Annotated in this window: 19 protein-coding genes; 14 read left to right on the plus strand and 5 right to left on the minus strand. The window is 70.9% G+C overall.

Annotation, left to right across the window (positions count from 1 at the left end; genetic code table 11):
• The first annotated feature begins 92 nt into the window (after positions 1 to 92).
• From FB470_RS22985 to FB470_RS23030, 10 genes are all read left to right on the plus strand, one after another.
• A complete protein-coding gene (locus tag FB470_RS22985; protein WP_306994686.1) occupies positions 93 to 320 on the plus strand; it encodes a hypothetical protein in 228 nt (75 codons plus the stop codon).
• Between the two features lie 86 nt (positions 321 to 406).
• Positions 407 to 2,056 carry a ferritin family protein gene (locus tag FB470_RS22990; RefSeq protein WP_306994688.1) on the plus strand — a complete coding sequence of 550 codons (1,650 nt, stop codon included), beginning with the start codon at positions 407 to 409 and terminating at the stop codon, positions 2,054 to 2,056.
• Between the two features lie 60 nt (positions 2,057 to 2,116).
• The gene (locus tag FB470_RS22995; RefSeq protein ID WP_306994690.1) at positions 2,117 to 3,160 is read left to right on the plus strand and encodes an NADH:ubiquinone reductase (Na(+)-transporting) subunit F; all 1,044 of its coding nucleotides are present in this window, start codon (positions 2,117 to 2,119) and stop codon (positions 3,158 to 3,160) included.
• A gap of 12 nt (positions 3,161 to 3,172) precedes the next feature.
• On the plus strand, positions 3,173 to 4,342 hold the full coding sequence (locus tag FB470_RS23000) for a ferritin family protein (protein ID WP_306994692.1): 1,170 nt from the start codon (positions 3,173 to 3,175) through the stop codon (positions 4,340 to 4,342).
• A complete protein-coding gene (gene mimD, locus FB470_RS23005) occupies positions 4,339 to 4,710 on the plus strand; it encodes a propane 2-monooxygenase effector subunit MimD (RefSeq protein ID WP_306994694.1) in 372 nt (123 codons plus the stop codon). The genes FB470_RS23000 and mimD overlap by 4 nt, the downstream gene beginning before the upstream one ends.
• Positions 4,711 to 4,744: 34 nt before the next feature.
• On the plus strand, positions 4,745 to 5,782 hold the full coding sequence (locus FB470_RS23010) for an amidohydrolase family protein (protein WP_306994696.1): 1,038 nt from the start codon (positions 4,745 to 4,747) through the stop codon (positions 5,780 to 5,782).
• Positions 5,779 to 6,495, plus strand: coding sequence for an iron-sulfur cluster assembly protein (locus tag FB470_RS23015; protein WP_306994697.1), 717 nt, complete (start codon positions 5,779 to 5,781; stop codon positions 6,493 to 6,495). The genes FB470_RS23010 and FB470_RS23015 overlap by 4 nt, the downstream gene beginning before the upstream one ends.
• Positions 6,492 to 7,517 carry an NAD(P)-dependent alcohol dehydrogenase gene (locus FB470_RS23020; protein ID WP_306994699.1) on the plus strand — a complete coding sequence of 342 codons (1,026 nt, stop codon included), beginning with the start codon at positions 6,492 to 6,494 and terminating at the stop codon, positions 7,515 to 7,517. The genes FB470_RS23015 and FB470_RS23020 overlap by 4 nt, the downstream gene beginning before the upstream one ends.
• 29 nt (positions 7,518 to 7,546) lie before the next feature.
• Entirely contained in the window at positions 7,547 to 9,238 is a 1,692-nt protein-coding gene (groL, locus tag FB470_RS23025) for a chaperonin GroEL (RefSeq protein ID WP_306994701.1), read from the plus strand.
• Positions 9,239 to 9,265: 27 nt separating this feature from the next.
• On the plus strand, positions 9,266 to 9,958 hold the full coding sequence (locus FB470_RS23030; protein ID WP_306994703.1) for a GPR1/FUN34/YaaH family transporter: 693 nt from the start codon (positions 9,266 to 9,268) through the stop codon (positions 9,956 to 9,958).
• Between the two features lie 120 nt (positions 9,959 to 10,078).
• On the opposite strand, the gene FB470_RS23035 is transcribed toward FB470_RS23030, so the two are convergent.
• The 3 genes from FB470_RS23035 to FB470_RS23045 are packed head-to-tail and all read right to left on the minus strand — an operon-like array spanning position 10,079 to position 11,683.
• On the minus strand, positions 10,079 to 10,348 hold the full coding sequence (locus tag FB470_RS23035) for a DUF6510 family protein (protein WP_306994705.1): 270 nt from the start codon (positions 10,346 to 10,348) through the stop codon (positions 10,079 to 10,081).
• Positions 10,349 to 10,350: 2 nt separating this feature from the next.
• Positions 10,351 to 11,082, minus strand: a complete 732-nt coding sequence (locus FB470_RS23040) for a ferredoxin reductase (RefSeq protein ID WP_306994707.1) — start codon at positions 11,080 to 11,082, stop codon at positions 10,351 to 10,353.
• Position 11,083: 1 nt separating this feature from the next.
• The gene (locus FB470_RS23045) at positions 11,084 to 11,683 is read right to left on the minus strand and encodes a sulfite oxidase-like oxidoreductase (RefSeq protein WP_306994709.1); all 600 of its coding nucleotides are present in this window, start codon (positions 11,681 to 11,683) and stop codon (positions 11,084 to 11,086) included.
• A 92-nt stretch (positions 11,684 to 11,775) separates the two neighbouring features.
• On the opposite strand from FB470_RS23045, the gene FB470_RS23050 reads away from it, so the two are divergent.
• Positions 11,776 to 12,618 carry a TIGR03619 family F420-dependent LLM class oxidoreductase gene (locus tag FB470_RS23050; protein ID WP_306994712.1) on the plus strand — a complete coding sequence of 281 codons (843 nt, stop codon included), beginning with the start codon at positions 11,776 to 11,778 and terminating at the stop codon, positions 12,616 to 12,618.
• A gap of 15 nt (positions 12,619 to 12,633) precedes the next feature.
• On the opposite strand, the gene FB470_RS23055 is transcribed toward FB470_RS23050, so the two are convergent.
• On the minus strand, positions 12,634 to 13,149 hold the full coding sequence (locus FB470_RS23055; RefSeq protein WP_306994714.1) for a CGNR zinc finger domain-containing protein: 516 nt from the start codon (positions 13,147 to 13,149) through the stop codon (positions 12,634 to 12,636).
• A 107-nt stretch (positions 13,150 to 13,256) separates the two neighbouring features.
• Between FB470_RS23055 and FB470_RS23060 the strand changes: the two genes are divergently transcribed.
• The 3 genes from FB470_RS23060 to FB470_RS23070 all read left to right on the plus strand — a co-directional run bounded on the left by FB470_RS23060 (position 13,257) and on the right by FB470_RS23070 (position 15,529).
• Complete coding sequence (locus tag FB470_RS23060; RefSeq protein WP_306994716.1) at positions 13,257 to 14,078, plus strand: class I SAM-dependent methyltransferase; 822 nt, start codon at positions 13,257 to 13,259, stop codon at positions 14,076 to 14,078.
• Positions 14,078 to 14,680, plus strand: coding sequence for a hypothetical protein (locus FB470_RS23065; RefSeq protein ID WP_306994718.1), 603 nt, complete (start codon positions 14,078 to 14,080; stop codon positions 14,678 to 14,680). The genes FB470_RS23060 and FB470_RS23065 overlap by 1 nt, the downstream gene beginning before the upstream one ends.
• A 72-nt stretch (positions 14,681 to 14,752) precedes the next feature.
• Positions 14,753 to 15,529, plus strand: coding sequence for a sulfite exporter TauE/SafE family protein (locus FB470_RS23070; protein WP_306994720.1), 777 nt, complete (start codon positions 14,753 to 14,755; stop codon positions 15,527 to 15,529).
• Positions 15,530 to 15,758: 229 nt separating this feature from the next.
• Here FB470_RS23070 and FB470_RS23075 read toward each other — a convergent pair whose 3' ends face one another.
• Positions 15,759 to 15,992: a hypothetical protein gene (locus tag FB470_RS23075; RefSeq protein ID WP_306994722.1), complete on the minus strand. Its 234-nt coding sequence runs from the start codon at positions 15,990 to 15,992 to the stop codon at positions 15,759 to 15,761.
• Between the last annotated feature and the right edge of the window lie 176 nt (positions 15,993 to 16,168).

Genomic DNA, 16,168 nt, shown 5'->3' on the forward strand with positions numbered 1-16,168 from the left:
GTGTGCCCGCACCACACGGTACGCCGGGCCCGCACGGCCCCGTGTCTCAAATTGAGACACGCCCCACGTGGGGACAGGCGTGTGATGGGGAGATGTCCGAGGAGACGTACAACCCGTGGACCGTGGTGAACGTCGTGTTCCACCACCTCGCCGACCAGGGCCTGCACCCGACGCTGGGCGACGGGCACCCGGGGGAGCCGGCCGCGGAACTGCTGCGCGCCCTCGGCATCCGCCCGGAGGCCGAGGGCGACACCCGGCAGCGCACCGACGTGCACGATCACCTGGCCGAACTGCGCCGCAGCGTGTTCGGCGAACCCTGAACCGCCTGTCTCATATTGAGACCCGCGTCACCCGGCGGCACGCCGTTCAATCGTGATGTAGGACTGGTGCCCACCGAGGAGTGAACATGAGCCGCCAGAGTGTGGCGAAAGCCCATCAGAAGATCCAGGAGCTGTCCTGGGAACCGGCCTACCACGAGCCGGTGTCGCAGTACGGGACGGACTACACGTTCCGCAAGGCGAAGAAGAAGGACCCGCTCAAGCAGGTCCTGCGCTCGTACTTCCCGATGCAAGAGGAAAAGGACCACCGCGTGTACGGCGCCGAGGACGGCGCGATCCGCGGGAACATGTTCCGGCAGGTCCAGGAACGCTGGCTGGAGTGGCAGAAACTCTTCCTGAGCATCATCCCGCTGCCGGAGATCTCGGCGGCGCGGGCGATGCCGCTGCTGTTCCGCACGGTGCCCAACCCCGAGCTGCACAACGGCCAGGCGATCCAGATGATCGACGAGGTCCGGCACTCGACGATCCAGCAGAACCTCAAGCGCCTGTACATGAACAACTACATCGACCCGGCGGGCTTCAACTCGAGCCTGCGCAACTTCCAGAACGACTACTGCGGCACGATCGGCCGCCAGTTCGCGGAAGGCTTCATCACCGGTGACGCGATCACCGCGGCCAGCATCTACCTGACGATCGTCGCCGAGACCGCGTTCACCAACACCCTGTTCGTCGCCATGCCGGCCGAGGCCGCCGCCAACGGCGACTACCTGCTGCCGACGGTGTTCCACTCGGTGCAGTCCGACGAGTCCCGGCACATCAGCAACGGTTACGCCACCCTGCTGATGGCCCTGTCCGACGAGAGCAACCACCAGCTGCTCGAACGCGACCTGCGCTACGCGTGGTGGAACAACCACGCCGTCGTCGACGCCGCGATCGGCACGTTCATCGAGTACGGCACCAAGGACCGCCGCAAGGACCGGGAGAGCTACGCCGAGATGTGGCGCCGCTGGATCTACGACGACTACTACCGCAGCTACCTCGTGCCGCTGGAGAAGTACGGCCTGGTCATCCCGCACGACCTGATCGAGGAGGCGTGGAACCGGATCTGGAACAAGGGTTACGTGCACGAGGTCGCCCAGTTCTTCGCGACCGGGTGGCTGGCCAACTACTGGCGCATCGACCCGATGACCGACGAGGACTTCGAGTGGTTCGAGCACAAGTACCCCGGCTGGTACGACAAGTACGGGAAGTGGTGGGAGAACTACAACCGGCTGTCCGTACCGAACGGGCATCACCCGATCGTGGCCGAGGACGTCGACTACGTGTACCCGCACCGGTGCTGGACCTGCATGGTGCCGTGCCTGATCCGTGAGGACATGGTCACCGACAAGGTGGACGGGCAGTGGCGCACCTACTGCTCCGAGACCTGCCGCTGGACCGACGCCGAGGCGTTCCGGCCCACCTACCAGGGCCGCCAGACGCCGAACATGGGCCAGCTCGTCGGCGCCCGCGAGTGGGAGACCCTCTACCACGGCTGGAACTGGGCCGACGTGGTCGCCGACATGGGATTCGTGCGCGACGACGGCAAGACCATGGTCGCCCAGCCGCACCTGGACCTCGACCCGAAGAAGATGTGGACGCTGGACCACCTGCGGCGCATGCCGGAGGTGCAGAGCCCCAACGTGCTGCTCAACCAGATGACCGACGACGAGCGGGCGGCCTTCGTGGCCGACTACAACCGCCAGGGCCCGGCCGGGCGGCCCGCACCGGCGAACTGATCCGCGTGGGGCCCCGGTCGTTCCGGGGCCCCCACGCACCGACGACACGAAGGGGTGTCGATGGGCGACAAGCACTCGGTGCGCTTCGAGCCGGTGGGGATCGAGATCGAGGTCGACGAGGAGCAGACGATCCTGCGGGCCGCGGCCGAGCAGGGCGTCATGCTCATGCACGGCTGCAAGGAGGGGCAGTGCGCCTCGTGCAAGTCGTTCATCCTCGAGGGCGACGACGTGGAACTCGACAAGTACTCCACGTTCGCGCTGCCCGAGTTCGAGAAGGACGAGGGGTTCACGCTGCTGTGCCGGGCGCACGCGTACGAGGACCTGACCATCGAGCTGCTCAACTACGACGAGGAGATGATCCACTCCGGACTGCCGATCCGGACGGCGGTCGCCGAGGTCGTGTCCAACGAGAACGTCACGCACGACATGCGCCACCTCGTGCTGAAGCTCGTCGAACCGGCCGCCCTGAAGTACTTCCCCGGCCAGTACCTGGACTTCGCGATCCCCGGCACGGACGAGACGCGCTCGTTCTCCATGGCGGGGATCCCCGACACCGAAGGCGGCCTGCTCGAGTTCGTCGTGAAGATCTACCCCGGCGGCCTGTTCTCGAACTTCCTGGACACCGGGGTCGCGCCCGGTGACCGTCTCGAGGTGACCGGCCCGTTCGGGGTCTTCACCCTGCGGGACGCGCCCGGCGCGCCGCTGGTCTTCGTCGGCGGCGGCGCCGGCATGGCGCCGATCCTGGCGCTGCTGCGGTCCATGGCCGACCGGGGGATCGACCGGAAGACGACCTTCTACTACGGCGCCCGCCGCCGCCGGGACCTGTGTTTCGACAAGGAGCTCCACGAGCTGGAGCAGACCCTGCCGGACTTCACCTACGTGCCCGCCCTGTCCGAGCCGGGGGACGACGACTGGGACGGCGAGACCGGGATGGTCACCGACGTCCTGCGCCGCCGTGAAACCGATCTCACCGGGGCCGACGCCTACGTGTGCGGCCCGCCGCCGATGGTCGAGGCGGCGCTGGAACTGCTGCCCGCGCTGGGCGTCGCGGACAAGCGGATCTTCTACGACAAGTTCACCACCACCGGCGACGCGGACGAGTAAAGGAAGAAGCCGATGACCACGACGCAGGAACGCAGCGTTCCCAAGCCCGTCTTCACCGACGCCGAAGCGGGCGCCAAGGTGTTCCCGGACTCGGGGGCGCGGCAGTTCAACTACTTCAACCCGGCCAAGCGCAAGCAGAGCCACTACGAGGACGTCACCGTCGAGGTGCAGCCCGACCCACGGCACTACCTGGCGCAGGGCTGGCTCTACGCCTTCGCCGACGGGCGCGGCGGCTACCCCCTGGAGTGGACGCGGCTCAAGGCGTGGGGCTCGGACCGGCCGGAACCGCAGCGGGGTCCCGGCTCGGGCGGCCGCGGCTACGACTGGCCTGCCCACGGCTGGCACGAGTTCCGCGACCCCAACGAGGAATGGGAGCTGACCCTCTACCGCTACAACGCCAACGTGGTCCGGCAGCTCAACCAGAACGTCGAGGCGGCCCGCCAGTCCAAGGCGTTCGAGCAGTGGAACCACAACTGGGTCACCTTCGTCGCGCAGCACGTCGGCGCGTGGATGCACGTCGACCACGGGCTGGGCCTGTACCTGTTCGCCAACGCCAACCGGCGCGCGCCGACGAACATGCACAACAACGCGATCTCGGTGAACAGCATGCACCGCATCCGCGCGGCGCAGGACCTGGCGCTGTACAACCTGACGCTGTCGGAGGAGATCGAGGGCTTCGACGGCACCGCCCACCTGTCCACCTGGAACGACGACCCGGCCTGGCAGGGCGTGCGGGAGACCGCCGAGCAGCTGACCGCGATCGACGACTGGTGCGAGGCGGTCTTCGCCGCCAACGTGGTGTTCGAGCCGCTGGTCGGTGAGCTGTTCCGCAGCAACCTCGTGCAGCAGGCGGCGCCGGCCAACGGCGACTTCGTCACGCCGACGCTCATCGGCGCCGAGGAGTTCGACTTCGCCGAACGGGACCTGCGCTACACGCGGGTGATGTTCGACCTGCTGGTCAACGACAAGGAGTTCGCCGAGCACAACACGAAGATCCTGCAGGAGTGGCTGGGCACGTGGGTGCCGCGCTGCCTCAAGGCGGCCCGGACGCTGCAGCCGTTGTGGTCGCAGCCCGACGCCAAGCCCTCCCGGTTCGAGGACGGGCTCGACCGCGTGAAGAGCCGCTTCGGCGGCATCCTGTCCGACCTGCGTCTGCAGACCCCGAAGGAGCTGGCCCAGTGACCACGTTCAAGAGCGCGGAAAGCCCCTACAAGTCCGACAACACCGCCTCCAACAAGTGCGGCTTCACCCTGATGAACAACCAGGTGGGCGTGATCGTCGCCGAGGTCATGGGCACCAAGGACAACGTGGAGATCACCCACCTGCCGTCGATGATCCGCGTCGACGCCACCGGCCGGATGGACGTGGTCTACAGCGAGATCGACGAGGCGGCCGGCGAGGAGGAGGGCTGGTTCAACTCGGCGGAGTTCGAGGAGAGCATGTCCACCCACTACGGGCGCATGGTGCACCTCGACGACCGCACGATCATGTTCGCCAACCCGGAGGACGCGGCCGAGTACCTCGACTTCGACCTCAAGCCCATCCGCTGACCCGCCACCACACGAAGCAAGGGCAGGACAAACCATGTACGAGAAGGATGGCGAGAAGTACTTCGTCGTCGACGGCCACACGCACTTCTGGGACGCGAGCCCGGAGAACTGGGTCGAGGGGCAGGAGGAATACGCCAAGGGCTGGATCGAGTGCTTCCACGCCTACCAGGGCCTCGGCCCGCAGGACACGCACTGGCCCATCGACCGGTTCCAGAAGTACTCCGAGGAACTGATGATGCACGACCTGTTCGAGGCCGGGCACGTCGACGTGGCGATCTTCCAGCCGACGAACCTGCGGCAGTGGTACCGAAACGGGTTCAACACCACGGAGGCCGACGGTGCGCTGGCCGAGAAGCACCCCGGCAAGTTCCTGGTGAACACCTACTTCGACCCGCGCGAGGGCGACGCCGGCATGAAGGCGTTCGAGGAACGGGTCAAGCGCTACCACTGCAAGGGCGTCAAGCTGTACACGGCCGAATGGCTGGGCGACTCGCGCGGCTGGTCGCTCAAGGACCCGGAGGCCTCGCGCTACCTGGAGAAGTGCGAGGAACTCGGGGTCAGGAACGTCCACGTCCACAAGGGCCCGACGATCTGGCCGCTGGACAAGGACGCGTTCGACGTGTCCGATGTGGACTACGTGGCGACGAACTTCCAGGGGCTCAACTTCATCGTCGAGCACGTCGGGCTGCCGCGGATCGAGGACTTCTGCTTCATGGCCACGCAGGAGCGCAACGTCTACGCCGGCCTCGCGGTCGTCGTCGGCGGGCTCATGCACGCCCGGCCGAAGTTCTTCGCGAAGGTGATGGGCGAGCTGATGTTCTGGCTCGGCGAGGACAAGCTGATCTTCGGCGCCGACTACGCCATCTGGGAACCGAAGTGGCAGGTCGAGGGGTTCGTCGACTGGACCATGCCCGCCGACGACGACCTGTCCGACTTCCCGCCGCTGACGGTCGCGCAGAAGAAGAAGATCCTCGGCCTGAACGCGGCCCGGCTCTACGACATCGAGGTACCCGAGGAGCTCAAGCTCGAGGCACCGAAGGTGGTCGAGCCGGTCGGCGTGCCGAACCCGTGACCGCCCTGGAGGAGGTCCGCGCCTGTCACGCCGCGGTGTGGCAGGCGCTGGGCACGGTGCGCGACCCCGAGCTGGACGAGCCGCTCACCAGCCTCGGGTTCGTCGCGCGGTGCGCGGTCGAGGACGGCCGCGCCTCGGTCGACCTGCGGCTGCCGACGTACTTCTGCGCGCCGAACTTCGCGTTCCTCATGGTCGCCGACGCCTACGACGCCGTGTCGGCGGTGCCCGGTGTCGCCACGACCGAGGTGCGCCTGGTGGATCACTTCGCGGCCGAGGCGATCAACCGGGGAGTGGCCGCACGGGCGGGGTTCGCCGCGTCGTTCGAGGGCGAGGCGACCGGCGAGCTGGAGGAGCTGCGGGCGACGTTCGTGCGCAAGGCGGTGCTGGCGGGCACCGACCGCGTCGTCCGGGCGCTGCTCGCGTCCGGGGTGGACCGGGCGCGGCTGGCGGACCTGACGCTCGGCGAGGTGCCCGCGACGGCGGACCGCGAGCGGCTGCGGGACCGGCGCCGCGAGCTGGGACTGCCGTGCGGTGACGGCGATCCGCTGCTCGTCGACCCGGAGACCGGGCAGCCGGTACCGGCGGGGGAACTGGCCCGGCACCTGGGTTTCGCACGGCTGACGCGGGCCAGTCAGGAGGCCAACTCCGGGGTGTGCCGCGACATGCTGCGCGTGCGCTACCCGCACATCGGAGAACAGGAGGGCGCACGATGAAAGCGGTGCGGCTGCACGCCTACCACCAGCAGCCGGTGGTCGAGGAGGTCCCCGAACCGCGGGCGAAGGAACCGTTCGACGTGGTGGTCAAGATCGGCGGCGCGGGCGTGTGCCGCACCGATCTGCACATCATCGAGGAGCAGTGGGCCGAGAAGTCGGGTGTCACCCTGCCCTACACGATCGGGCACGAGAACGCCGGCTGGGTGCACGAGGTCGGACCCGCTGTCACCAACGTGGCGGTCGGTGACACGGTCATCCTGCACCCGACGCCCACGTGCGGGCTGTGCCGGGCCTGCCGCGCCGGCAACGACATGCACTGCGAGAACTCGACCTTCCCCGGCATCGACTCCGACGGCGGGATGGCCGAGTACCTGCTGACCTCGGCACGGGCGTGCATCAAGCTCAGCCCGGACACCCAGCCGGCGGACGTGGCGGCACTGGCCGACGCCGGCATCACCGCCTACCACGCCGTGCGCAAGGCCGTGCCGCAGCTGTACCCGGGCACGGTCTGCGTGGTCAACGGAGCGGGTGGGCTGGGCCACATCGGCATCCAGTCGCTGCGCGCCCTGACCGCGGCCACCGTGGTGGTCGTCGACCGCAACGCCGAGGCGCTCGAGCTCGCGGCCGAGCTCGGCGCCGACCAGACCGTGCTCGCCGACGGCAAGCAGGTCGAGGCGGTGCTGGACCTCACCGGCGGCAACGGCGCCGAGGTCGTGCTCGACTTCGTCGCCGAGCAGGGCGCCCAGCAGGACGCCTTCGCGATGACCCGCCGGGGCGGCTCGCACTTCGTCATCGGTTACGGCGGCAACATCGACATCCCGACCATCGACATCATCTCGACCGAGCGCAACGTCATCGGCAACCTGGTCGGCACCTACAACGACCTGGCCGAGCTGATGGTGCTCGCGCAGGCCGGGAAGGTCACCCTGCACACCAGGAAGTACCCGCTCGACGCGGCACTCGACGCGCTGGCCGATCTCGACGCCGGCCGCGTGCGGGGCCGGGCGATCCTCACCCCCTAACTCACTCGCAGCGGAGGAGTGGACCCACGATGGCCAAGGAACTGCGATTCGGCACGGACGCCCGCGGCCTGCTGCTGTCCGGTGTGGACAAGCTGGCGGAGGCGGTGAAGTCCACGCTGGGCCCCAAGGGGCGCAACGTGATCATCGAGAAGATCACCGGCTCACCGGTGGTCACCAACGACGGCGTCACCATCGCCCGCGAGATCCACCTGAAGAACCAGTTCGAGAACATGGGCGCGCAGCTGGTCAAGGAGGCCGCGATCAAGACCAACGACGTGGTGGGCGACGGGACCACCACGGCGACGGTGCTCGCCCAGGCCATCGTGCGGGAGGGCATGGCGGCGATCGCGCGCGGCGGCAATCCGGTGCTGGTCAAGCGCGGCATCGACCACGCCGTCGGCCGTCTGGTCGAACGGCTGGAGAAGGTGGCGCACCCGGTGGTGACCGAGCACGACTACGCCCGGGTCGCCGCCATCTCCGCCAACGACGACGACGCGGTCGGCGCGGTGATCGCCAAGGCGCTGCACACCGTCGGCGACACCGGTGTGGTCACCGTCGAGGAGTCGCCGCGGATCGGGATGAGCGTGGACTTCGTCGAGGGGTTCGAGTTCGACAACGGCTACCTCTCCCCGTACCTGGTGACCGATCCGGGGCGCCTGGAGGCCGTGCTCGACGACCCCTACATCCTGATGTGCAGCGAGAAGATCACCAAGGTGCAGCAGCTGATGCCGTTGCTGGACAAGGTGATGCGCGCGCCGCGGCCACTCGTGGTGATCGCCGAGAACGTCGAGGGCACGGCCCTGAGCATGCTCGTGCACAACCACGTCAACGGCGCGTTCCAGGCGTGCGCGATCCGGGCCCCGGGCTTCGGCGACCGGCGGCTGCACAAGCTGGAGGACCTCGCCGCGGTCGTCGGGGGCGCGGTGCTGTCCCGCCAGTCCGGGTTCACGCTCGAGACGATGACCCTGGAGCACCTCGGGCGCGCCCGGCAGGTGCGCGTCACCGAGAACACGACGACGATCGTCGGAGGCGCGGGGTCCGCCGACGACGTCGAGTTCCGCGTCACCCAGCTGCGCGCGGAGCTGGAGCGCGCCCGGTACGGGATCGACGAGGACGTGCTGACCGAACGGATCGGCGCCCTCACCGGCAAGGTCGCGATGATCCACGTCGGCGCGGCCACCCCGGCCGAGCTCAAGGAACTCCAGCACCGGGTCGAGGACGCGTTGTCCGCGACGCGGGCGGCCATGGCGGAGGGCATTGTCGCCGGCGGCGGGGCGGCGCTGCTGCACGCCGAGAAGGTCCTCGCCGACACCGGCCTGGCCGGGGACTACGCCACGGGGGCGGAGATCGTGCGGCGGGCGCTGGCCGAACCGGCGCGGCTGATCGCGGCCAACGCCGGCTACCCGGCCGAAGAGGTCGTCGCGCGCACCCGCGAACTCGGCGACGACGAAGGTTTCGACGCGCTGCTCGACCGGTACGGCAACATGGTCGAGATGGGGATCATCGATCCCCTGCGGGTGTGCCGGTCCGCGCTGCAGAACGGCGCGTCGGTCGCCGGGCTGCTGCTCACGACGAACTCGCTGATCGCCGAGGAACAGACCCCCTGGGGTGGCAGCCCGGCGCTGATGACCGAGTTCGGTCCGCTGGACGAGGGGCTGCACCAGCCCTCGCCCGATTCCTCTACGCCACAGTCGCTCGGGATGGGCCCGTCCGTGGGCTGATCTCACCGATCTCCGAGGTGGAACGCCATGACTGAGACAACGCAGAGCACCAACGTCCATCCGGAAACCGTGCCGGCGGCCCACGACCTGCGGGCCATCGTGGAGTCGCCGGGACACCCGGCCGGAGTGGTGGTCGGCGCCGGTGGTGATCCGCTGATCCTGGCGCTGCCGATCTTCGCCGTCGGATCGCTCGCGCTGGGCGTCACGCTGACCGGGCTGATGTTCCCGGTGGCCTCGCTCGGCGCGGTGATCCCCGTCGTCCTGCTGGCCACCGGGCTGGGCCTGGTGATGTCGACGATCTGGGCGGCGCTGCTCGGGCAGACGATGGTCGCCGGGATCACCGGCACGTTCGGCGGGTTCTGGCTCAGCTTCGGGGGCCTGCTGCTCGGGCTGACGCACAACTGGTTCGGCGTCGACCCGGCCGCGGTGGCGCCGGTGCAGGAGCTGTTCTTCGTCTCCTGGGCGTGCCTGTTCCTGTTCCTGCTGGTGCCGTGCCTGCGGCTGCCGGCCGTGTACCCGGCCATCGTCGGGCTCGTGGTGGCCACGCTGGCGCTGGCCGCCGCGTCGGCCGCCACCGGCAACGCCACCGTGCTCAAGATCGCCGGGTACGTGACGCTGGCGTTCGCCTTCCTCGGGTTCTCCGCGTTCGTGAACGTCGGCCTCACCGCGATGGGCGCGCGCAAACCCTTCCCGCCGTTGGGCAGGCCGCTGATGTCCTGACGGCGGGCGCGAGCCCCGTGCGCCGGGATTGGGCCGCCACTCCCGGCGCGCGGCGGCCTACCGGGCGACCGCTCGCCACGGCCCGGGCACCGGCTCGGACCGCGTCGCGGCGGGGGTGGCTCAGGCTTCGGGCAGCGGGAGGCGCAGGCTGGACGTTCCGGTCAGGTCCAGCCACGCCGCTCGCGGTCCGCGCACCAGTTTCAGCACCACCGCGTCACAGCCGGCGCAGCGGGCCACCAGGCCCGGGGCGTGCCGGTACACGCGCAGCGCCGCCACCGCGTCGACGCGGCCACAGCCCACGCACCGCGTCTCGGCGGCGGTGATGTCCACCGCGAAGATCTCGCCGGCCGGGCCGGCCAGCGCGTTGCCGTCTTCGAAGAGCTCGCTCATGGTCAGCTCCCGCTGGGCCCGAAACGTTCGGTCTTGACACGCCGCGCGTCGTGCCCCAGCGCGACGAGGATGTCGGCCACCGTCTCCACGAACCCGGTCGGCCCGCAGACGAAACACTGCGGCGAGAACTCCGCGGGCCATCCCGCCGTGTTCACGTCCGCGACGCCGATCCGGTGTGGTTCGCCCGGCCGGCCGTCCGGGCCCTTGCGCGTGTAGCGGATCGTGACGTCCAGCCCGGGTTCCGGGCGGCGCAGCTCGTCGGCGTAGTACACGTCCTCCGGGGTGCGCACCGAGTACAGCAGTTTGAACGGCGCCCGGCTGCCCGCGCGGCGCCGGGCGCGGATCATGGCCATCAGCGGCACGATCCCCGCACCGCCCGCGACCAGCATCACCGGATCGGGTGCCGTCGGCCGCCACACGAACCACCCGCCCACCGGGCCGCGCAGCTCGATCGGATCACCGACGGTGAACACCTCGGTCAGGTACGGGGACACCTCGCCGTCCGGCACCCGCTGCACGGTCACCTCGACGCGCTCACCCTCGGCGGGCGCGGCCAGCGAGTACGTGCGCGTCGTGCGGTACCCGTCCGCGGCGGTGAGGCGGAGGTCGACGTGCTGCCCGGCCAGGTGCCCGGGCCAGCCGGGCACGTCGAGCGCGAGCGTGCGCGCGCTGGGCGTCTCGTCGCGGACCGCGGCGAGACGGCCCACCCGCCACGCCAGCTTTCCCTGGACCACGTCAGTCCCCCTGGTAGCGCTGCTCGCGCCACGGGTCGCCGTACGAGTGGTAGCCGGCCGCTTCCCAGAACCCGAGGTCGTCGTCCAGCATCAGCCGCAGGCCCTCGACCCACTTGGCGGACTTCCAGAAGTACAGGTGCGGCACCAGCAGCCGGGCCGGACCGCCGTGCTCGGCCGGCAGGTCCTCGCCCTCGAACTCGTACGCGATCCACGCCTGGCCGTCGAGCAGGTCCTCCAGCGGGAGGTTCGTCGTGTACCCGCCGTGCGATTCGACCATCACGTGGTCGGCCGCCGTGTCCACGTCCTCCAGCAGCGTGTCGAGCGAGACGCCCCGCCAGGTGGTGGACAACTTCGACCACCGCGTCACGCAGTGGATGTCCACGGTGGGGGTCTCGGACGGCAGCGCCACGAGGTCGTCCCACGACCATTCGTGCTTCCGGCCGGCCTCCGTGGTGACGGTGAAGCGCCAGTTCTCGGTGCGCACCCGCGGCGTCGGCCCGGCGGAGAGGACCGGGAAGTCCTCCACCAGGTACTGCCCGGGCGGCAGCCGCTCGTCGTCCGACCGTGCGCGCCCCCGGAACCCCGGTGTCACGATGCCCATCCCAACCCCTTCCTCGCCCGGTGAGTCTAAGCGGCCGCGATCTGCCGTGCTTTACTAGAACGTGTTCTCATCGCCGGAGACGGGAGGCGGCTGTGCGCCACGGGGTCGTGCTGTTCACCAGTGACCGCGGGATCACCCCCGCCGCGGCGGCGCGGGCGGCGGAGGATGCGGGTTTCGACTCGTTCGCGGTGCCGGAGCACACGCACATCCCGGTGCGGCGCGAGGCCGTCCACCCCGGCACCGGCACGGCCGACCTGCCCGACGACCGCTACCTGCGCACGCTCGATCCGTGGGTGGCGCTGGCGACCGCCGCCTCGGTCACCAGCCGCATCATGCTGTCGACCGCGGTCGCCCTGCCCGCCGAGCACGACCCGATCACCCTGGCGAAGACCATCGCCTCGCTCGACTTCCTGTCGGGCGGGCGGGTCGTGCTGGGCGCCGGGTTCGGGTGGAACGTCGACGAGCTGACCGACCACGGGGTCCCGGCCGGTCAGCGGCGGACGGTGGTGCGTGAGTACCTGGAGGCGATGCGCGCGCTGTGGACCGCCGAGGAGGCGTCGTACGAGGGAGCGCACGTCCGGTTCGGACCGTCCTGGGCGTACCCGAAGCCCGTGGGGCCGGTGCCGGTGGTGATCGGGGCGGGCGGCACGGAACGGACGTTCACCTGGATCGCGCGCTCCGCGGACGGCTGGCTGACCACCCCGCGGGACCACGAGCTGGACGACAAGGTGCGGCTGCTGCGCAAGATCTGGCACGACGCGGGCCGCGAGGGCGAGCCGCAGGTGATCGCGCTGGCCGGCAAACCCGACCCGGCCGTGCTGGCGCACTGGAGTTCGCTCGGGGTGACCGAGGTGCTGTTCGGCCTGCCCGACCGGGGCGCCGGCGAGGTGACCGCCTACATCGGGAAGCTGGGGGAGCGGCTGGGGCTGGGGTGACCCACCGGGCCCTGGCTAGCGACGCGAGCGGTAGGTGCGCATCTTGTGCCGCGCGCCGCAGATGTCCATCGTGCACCACACGCCGTTCCCGGCGGGGGAGCGGTCCCAGAACAGCCACCGGCACTCCGGCGCCCGGCACGGCTTGAGCCGCCGCGCCCGGCCCGTCACCTCGGCCCGGAACAGGATGTCCAGCAGCCGCGCGATCAGCTCGTCCCCGCCGGTGCCCGCCGCCGCCAGCGCCGGCCCACCGGCCGACCACCGGGGCCCGGCCACCGCCGCGGCGGCGAACGAATTCAGCGCCGCCGTCACGTCCTGCCCGCCGAGGTGGTCCCGCAGCGTTTCGCGGAACCGCACCAACCGCTCCAGCGACGGGGAGTCCAGCGCCGGCTCCCCGAACCCGTGCGATGCGAGCCAGCCGGTGGCCTCGTCCGGCGAACTCAGGTTGTCCTCGTCGTACAGCAACCGCGCCGAGTTGCCGAACAGCTGCAGCGGGAGCAGCTCGGCGGGGGCGGCGGGACGCGACGAGGCCATGAACGGCAGGTTACCGAATCAAGGCGGCAAGCGGTAACACGTGCGCCCGGCCGGCGTCAGCACCGCTCGCGGACGGGCTAACGTGACAGGGGAGCGAGGAGGGGTGCATGGCGAACGAGGACGAGGCCCGCGACTGGAACGGTGCCACCGGGCGGTACTGGGCCGACCACCCCGGCCACTACGACGCGATGCTCGCCCGCCTGACCCCGCACCTCATCGAGGCGGCCGGCATCCGGCCGCGGGAGCGGGTGCTCGACATCGGCTGCGGCTTCGGCACCACCACGCTGCTCGCCGCCGAGCGGGGCGCGACGGTGCTCGGCGCGGACCTGTCCGGCCCGATGCTCGCCGTGGCCCGCGAACGGGCCGCCGGGCGCGACGGCGTGCGCTTCGAGCAGACCGACGTCCAGGTCCACGACTTCGGCGCGGACTCCTTCGACGTCGCGCTGAGCCGCTTCGGCGTGATGTTCTTCGACGACCCCCTCGCCGCGTTCACCAACGTCACGCGCGCGTTGCGTCCCGGCGGCCGGCTGGCGTTCCTGTGCTGGCAGGACCTGCGCGAGAACGAGCACCGCGCGGTCGCCCTGGACGCCATCGCCCCGCACGTCGACGTCACCGGCGCCGCCCCGGCCGGCCCCGGCCCGTTCTCCTTCGCCCGGCCGGACTACCTGCGCGAGCTGCTGTCCGGCGCGGGCCTGACCGGGATCGGCGTGGACCCGGTCCGCGAGCCGGTCCGGCTCGGCGCGGACGCGGCCGACGCGGCGGAATTCCTGCGCCACGGCGCGATGTTCAAGACGATCTTCGCCCGGTACCCGGCCGAGACGGTCGAGCGGGCCGTCGCCGCGCTGATCGAGGCGCTGGTGCCGCACGAAACGCCCGAGGGGGTGCTGCTGGGCGGGGCCACCTGGCTGGTGACCGCCCGCAAACCCTGATGGAGACCACGCGACGCTCGCTGCACGGCGTCGCCGAGCTGCTGTTGGCGGGGCCGCAGTTCCGCGCCGGGCACGGCATCCGGTTGCGCGTCACGCCCGGCGGGTTCGGCACGACCGCCGCGCCGGACCTGCGGCTCGACGGTGACCTGCTGGTGGCCGGCGCCCTGCGGATCCCGGTCGCCGGGCGGCGCTACACCGATCTCGCGGCCGAAGCCGGGGTCGAGGCGGGCGCACCCGCCGGGTTGTACTCCGGCGGGTCCGGGGTCTCCCCGGCGGAGGAGGTCGTCCTCGATCCCGAGCCGGCGCGGCTGATCCTGCGCGCGTTCGCCGAGGGCGACGAGGCGCTGCGCGCGTTCGCGCCCGGCGAGACGCCGGTGCTGTGGCCGGAGCACTTCGACGTCGCGATCACCGTCGACGAGGTGAACTACGGCGTGTCGCCCGGCGACGCCCACCTGCCGGAGCCCTACGCCTACGTCGGACCGCACCGGCCGCGGACGGGTCCGTTCTGGACGGCGCCGTTCGGCGCGGCCCGCGCGCTGCGCGAACTCGGTGGCACCGCGGAGATCCGCCGCTTCTTCGAGGAGGGCCGGGCGGCCCGCTGACTCCACAATGGAGGAGTGGGGTTCGTCTCGCCGGGCCGGGAAACCCGCACGGCTGCGGTAACCTGGGACAACGTGCCCGCTGATCCCCTCCTGACCCTCGGTCCGTGGCAGCTGGCGTTCCTCGTGGTGGCCGGTGTCGGCGCGGGCCTGACCGGCTCGATCGCCGGGCTCGCGTCGCTGGTGTCCTACCCGGCGCTGCTGGCGGTCGGCGTGCCCCCGGTCAGCGCGAACGTGACGAACACCGTGGCACTGATGGGCAACACGGTCGGCGCCGCCGCGGGGTCGCGCCCGGAGCTGCGCGGGCAGCGGAACCGGTTGCTGCGCCTGTGCGCGATCACCGCCGTCGGCGGTGCGGCGGGCAGCGCGCTGCTGCTGCTGACCCCCGAGGGCACGTTCGCCTCCATCGTCCCGTTCCTCATCGCCGGTGCCTCGGTGCTGCTGCTGTTCTCGCCCCGGCTGGCCGAGCGCGCCGCCCGCGGTGACGGCGGGGTGACCGCGGGCACCGGGGTCGGTGCGTTCCTCGTCGCCATTTACGGCGGCTACTTCGGGGCCGCCGCCGGGGTGGTCATGCTGGCGCTGCTGTCGGCGGCGTGGGCGCAGCCGCTGGCGCGGACGAACGCGGCGAAGAACGTCGTCACCGGCGCCGCGAACATGGTCGCCGCGCTGGTGTTCGCCTTCACCGGCCCGGTGCTGTGGCCGGCGGCGGCCGCCCTGTGCGTGGGTCTGGTGGCCGGTTCGTTCGCCGGGCCCGCCGTGGTCCGGCGCCTGCCGCCGGCGCCGCTGCGGATCGCGATCGCCCTGGCCGGACTGGGGCTCGCCGGGGCGCTCGGCTGGCAGGCCTGGGCCTGACGCGTCCACAGTGGAGCCGGCGACGGTCGCGACCGCCGACGAGGTCCGGCTCGCACGCTCGACGTGCTCGCCTGCGGCCAGGACTTCGCCGCGGCGCTGGGGGCGCGCTCACCCGGCCCCCGCCAAGGCTGCCTGCTGCCGGTCGGCGTGGTCACGTCGAGCAGCGGCGTGCCGGCGTTTGTCGCCGTCCTCGACGGCGGCCGTCCACAACGGACGGTGGGAGGGCGCGTCAGCGCAGGGCGTCCCGTCCGGCGTCGGTGAGCCGGGCGGGGATCCGCGCGCCGGTGCCGGGGACGCGCCGGACCAGCCCGGCGTGGATCAGCAGGCGGGCGCTGAACTGATCGCAGCAGGACAGGCCGTCGACGTAGACGTGCGGCTCGCTGCTCGCGGTGAGTTCCACGCGGCCGTCGGCAACCGCTTTCAGGAACTCGGCGTCACGGTGGCTCAGGGTGGACGCGGTCATCGCTGGGCACCTTTCCGAGGTGGTGTGGTGCGCCACAGAATAGAGGATTGTTGAACGATGAGGCAAACGGGTTGACGGATCGTTCAACAATCACTAGTGTTCTGCTCATGCGATCCAGCTCACACGACAGCGGGCAGACCGTCGCCGCCGGCGTCCCGGACGACATTTCCTGGATT

It is taken from the genome of Amycolatopsis thermophila (assembly GCF_030814215.1).
Lineage (GTDB): Bacteria > Actinomycetota > Actinomycetes > Mycobacteriales > Pseudonocardiaceae > Amycolatopsis_E > Amycolatopsis_E thermophila.

Excerpts from the sequence above, each read along its gene's own strand:
- groL (WP_306994701.1), top strand. The coding sequence starts at position 7,547 with ATGGCCAAGGAACTGCGATTCGGCACGGACGCCCGCGGCCTGCTGCTG.
- FB470_RS23000 (WP_306994692.1), top strand. The coding sequence starts at position 3,173 with ATGACCACGACGCAGGAACGCAGCGTTCCCAAGCCCGTCTTCACCGAC.
- FB470_RS23065 (WP_306994718.1), top strand. The coding sequence starts at position 14,078 with ATGGAGACCACGCGACGCTCGCTGCACGGCGTCGCCGAGCTGCTGTTG.
- FB470_RS23055 (WP_306994714.1), bottom strand. The coding sequence starts at position 13,149 with ATGGCCTCGTCGCGTCCCGCCGCCCCCGCCGAGCTGCTCCCGCTGCAG.
- FB470_RS22985 (WP_306994686.1), top strand. The coding sequence starts at position 93 with ATGTCCGAGGAGACGTACAACCCGTGGACCGTGGTGAACGTCGTGTTC.
- FB470_RS23010 (WP_306994696.1), top strand. The coding sequence starts at position 4,745 with ATGTACGAGAAGGATGGCGAGAAGTACTTCGTCGTCGACGGCCACACG.
- FB470_RS23045 (WP_306994709.1), bottom strand. The coding sequence starts at position 11,683 with ATGGGCATCGTGACACCGGGGTTCCGGGGGCGCGCACGGTCGGACGAC.
- FB470_RS23030 (WP_306994703.1), top strand. The coding sequence starts at position 9,266 with ATGACTGAGACAACGCAGAGCACCAACGTCCATCCGGAAACCGTGCCG.
- FB470_RS23035 (WP_306994705.1), bottom strand. The coding sequence starts at position 10,348 with ATGAGCGAGCTCTTCGAAGACGGCAACGCGCTGGCCGGCCCGGCCGGC.
- FB470_RS23060 (WP_306994716.1), top strand. The coding sequence starts at position 13,257 with ATGGCGAACGAGGACGAGGCCCGCGACTGGAACGGTGCCACCGGGCGG.
- FB470_RS23020 (WP_306994699.1), top strand. The coding sequence starts at position 6,492 with ATGAAAGCGGTGCGGCTGCACGCCTACCACCAGCAGCCGGTGGTCGAG.
- FB470_RS22990 (WP_306994688.1), top strand. The coding sequence starts at position 407 with ATGAGCCGCCAGAGTGTGGCGAAAGCCCATCAGAAGATCCAGGAGCTG.
- FB470_RS22995 (WP_306994690.1), top strand. The coding sequence starts at position 2,117 with ATGGGCGACAAGCACTCGGTGCGCTTCGAGCCGGTGGGGATCGAGATC.
- FB470_RS23075 (WP_306994722.1), bottom strand. The coding sequence starts at position 15,992 with ATGACCGCGTCCACCCTGAGCCACCGTGACGCCGAGTTCCTGAAAGCG.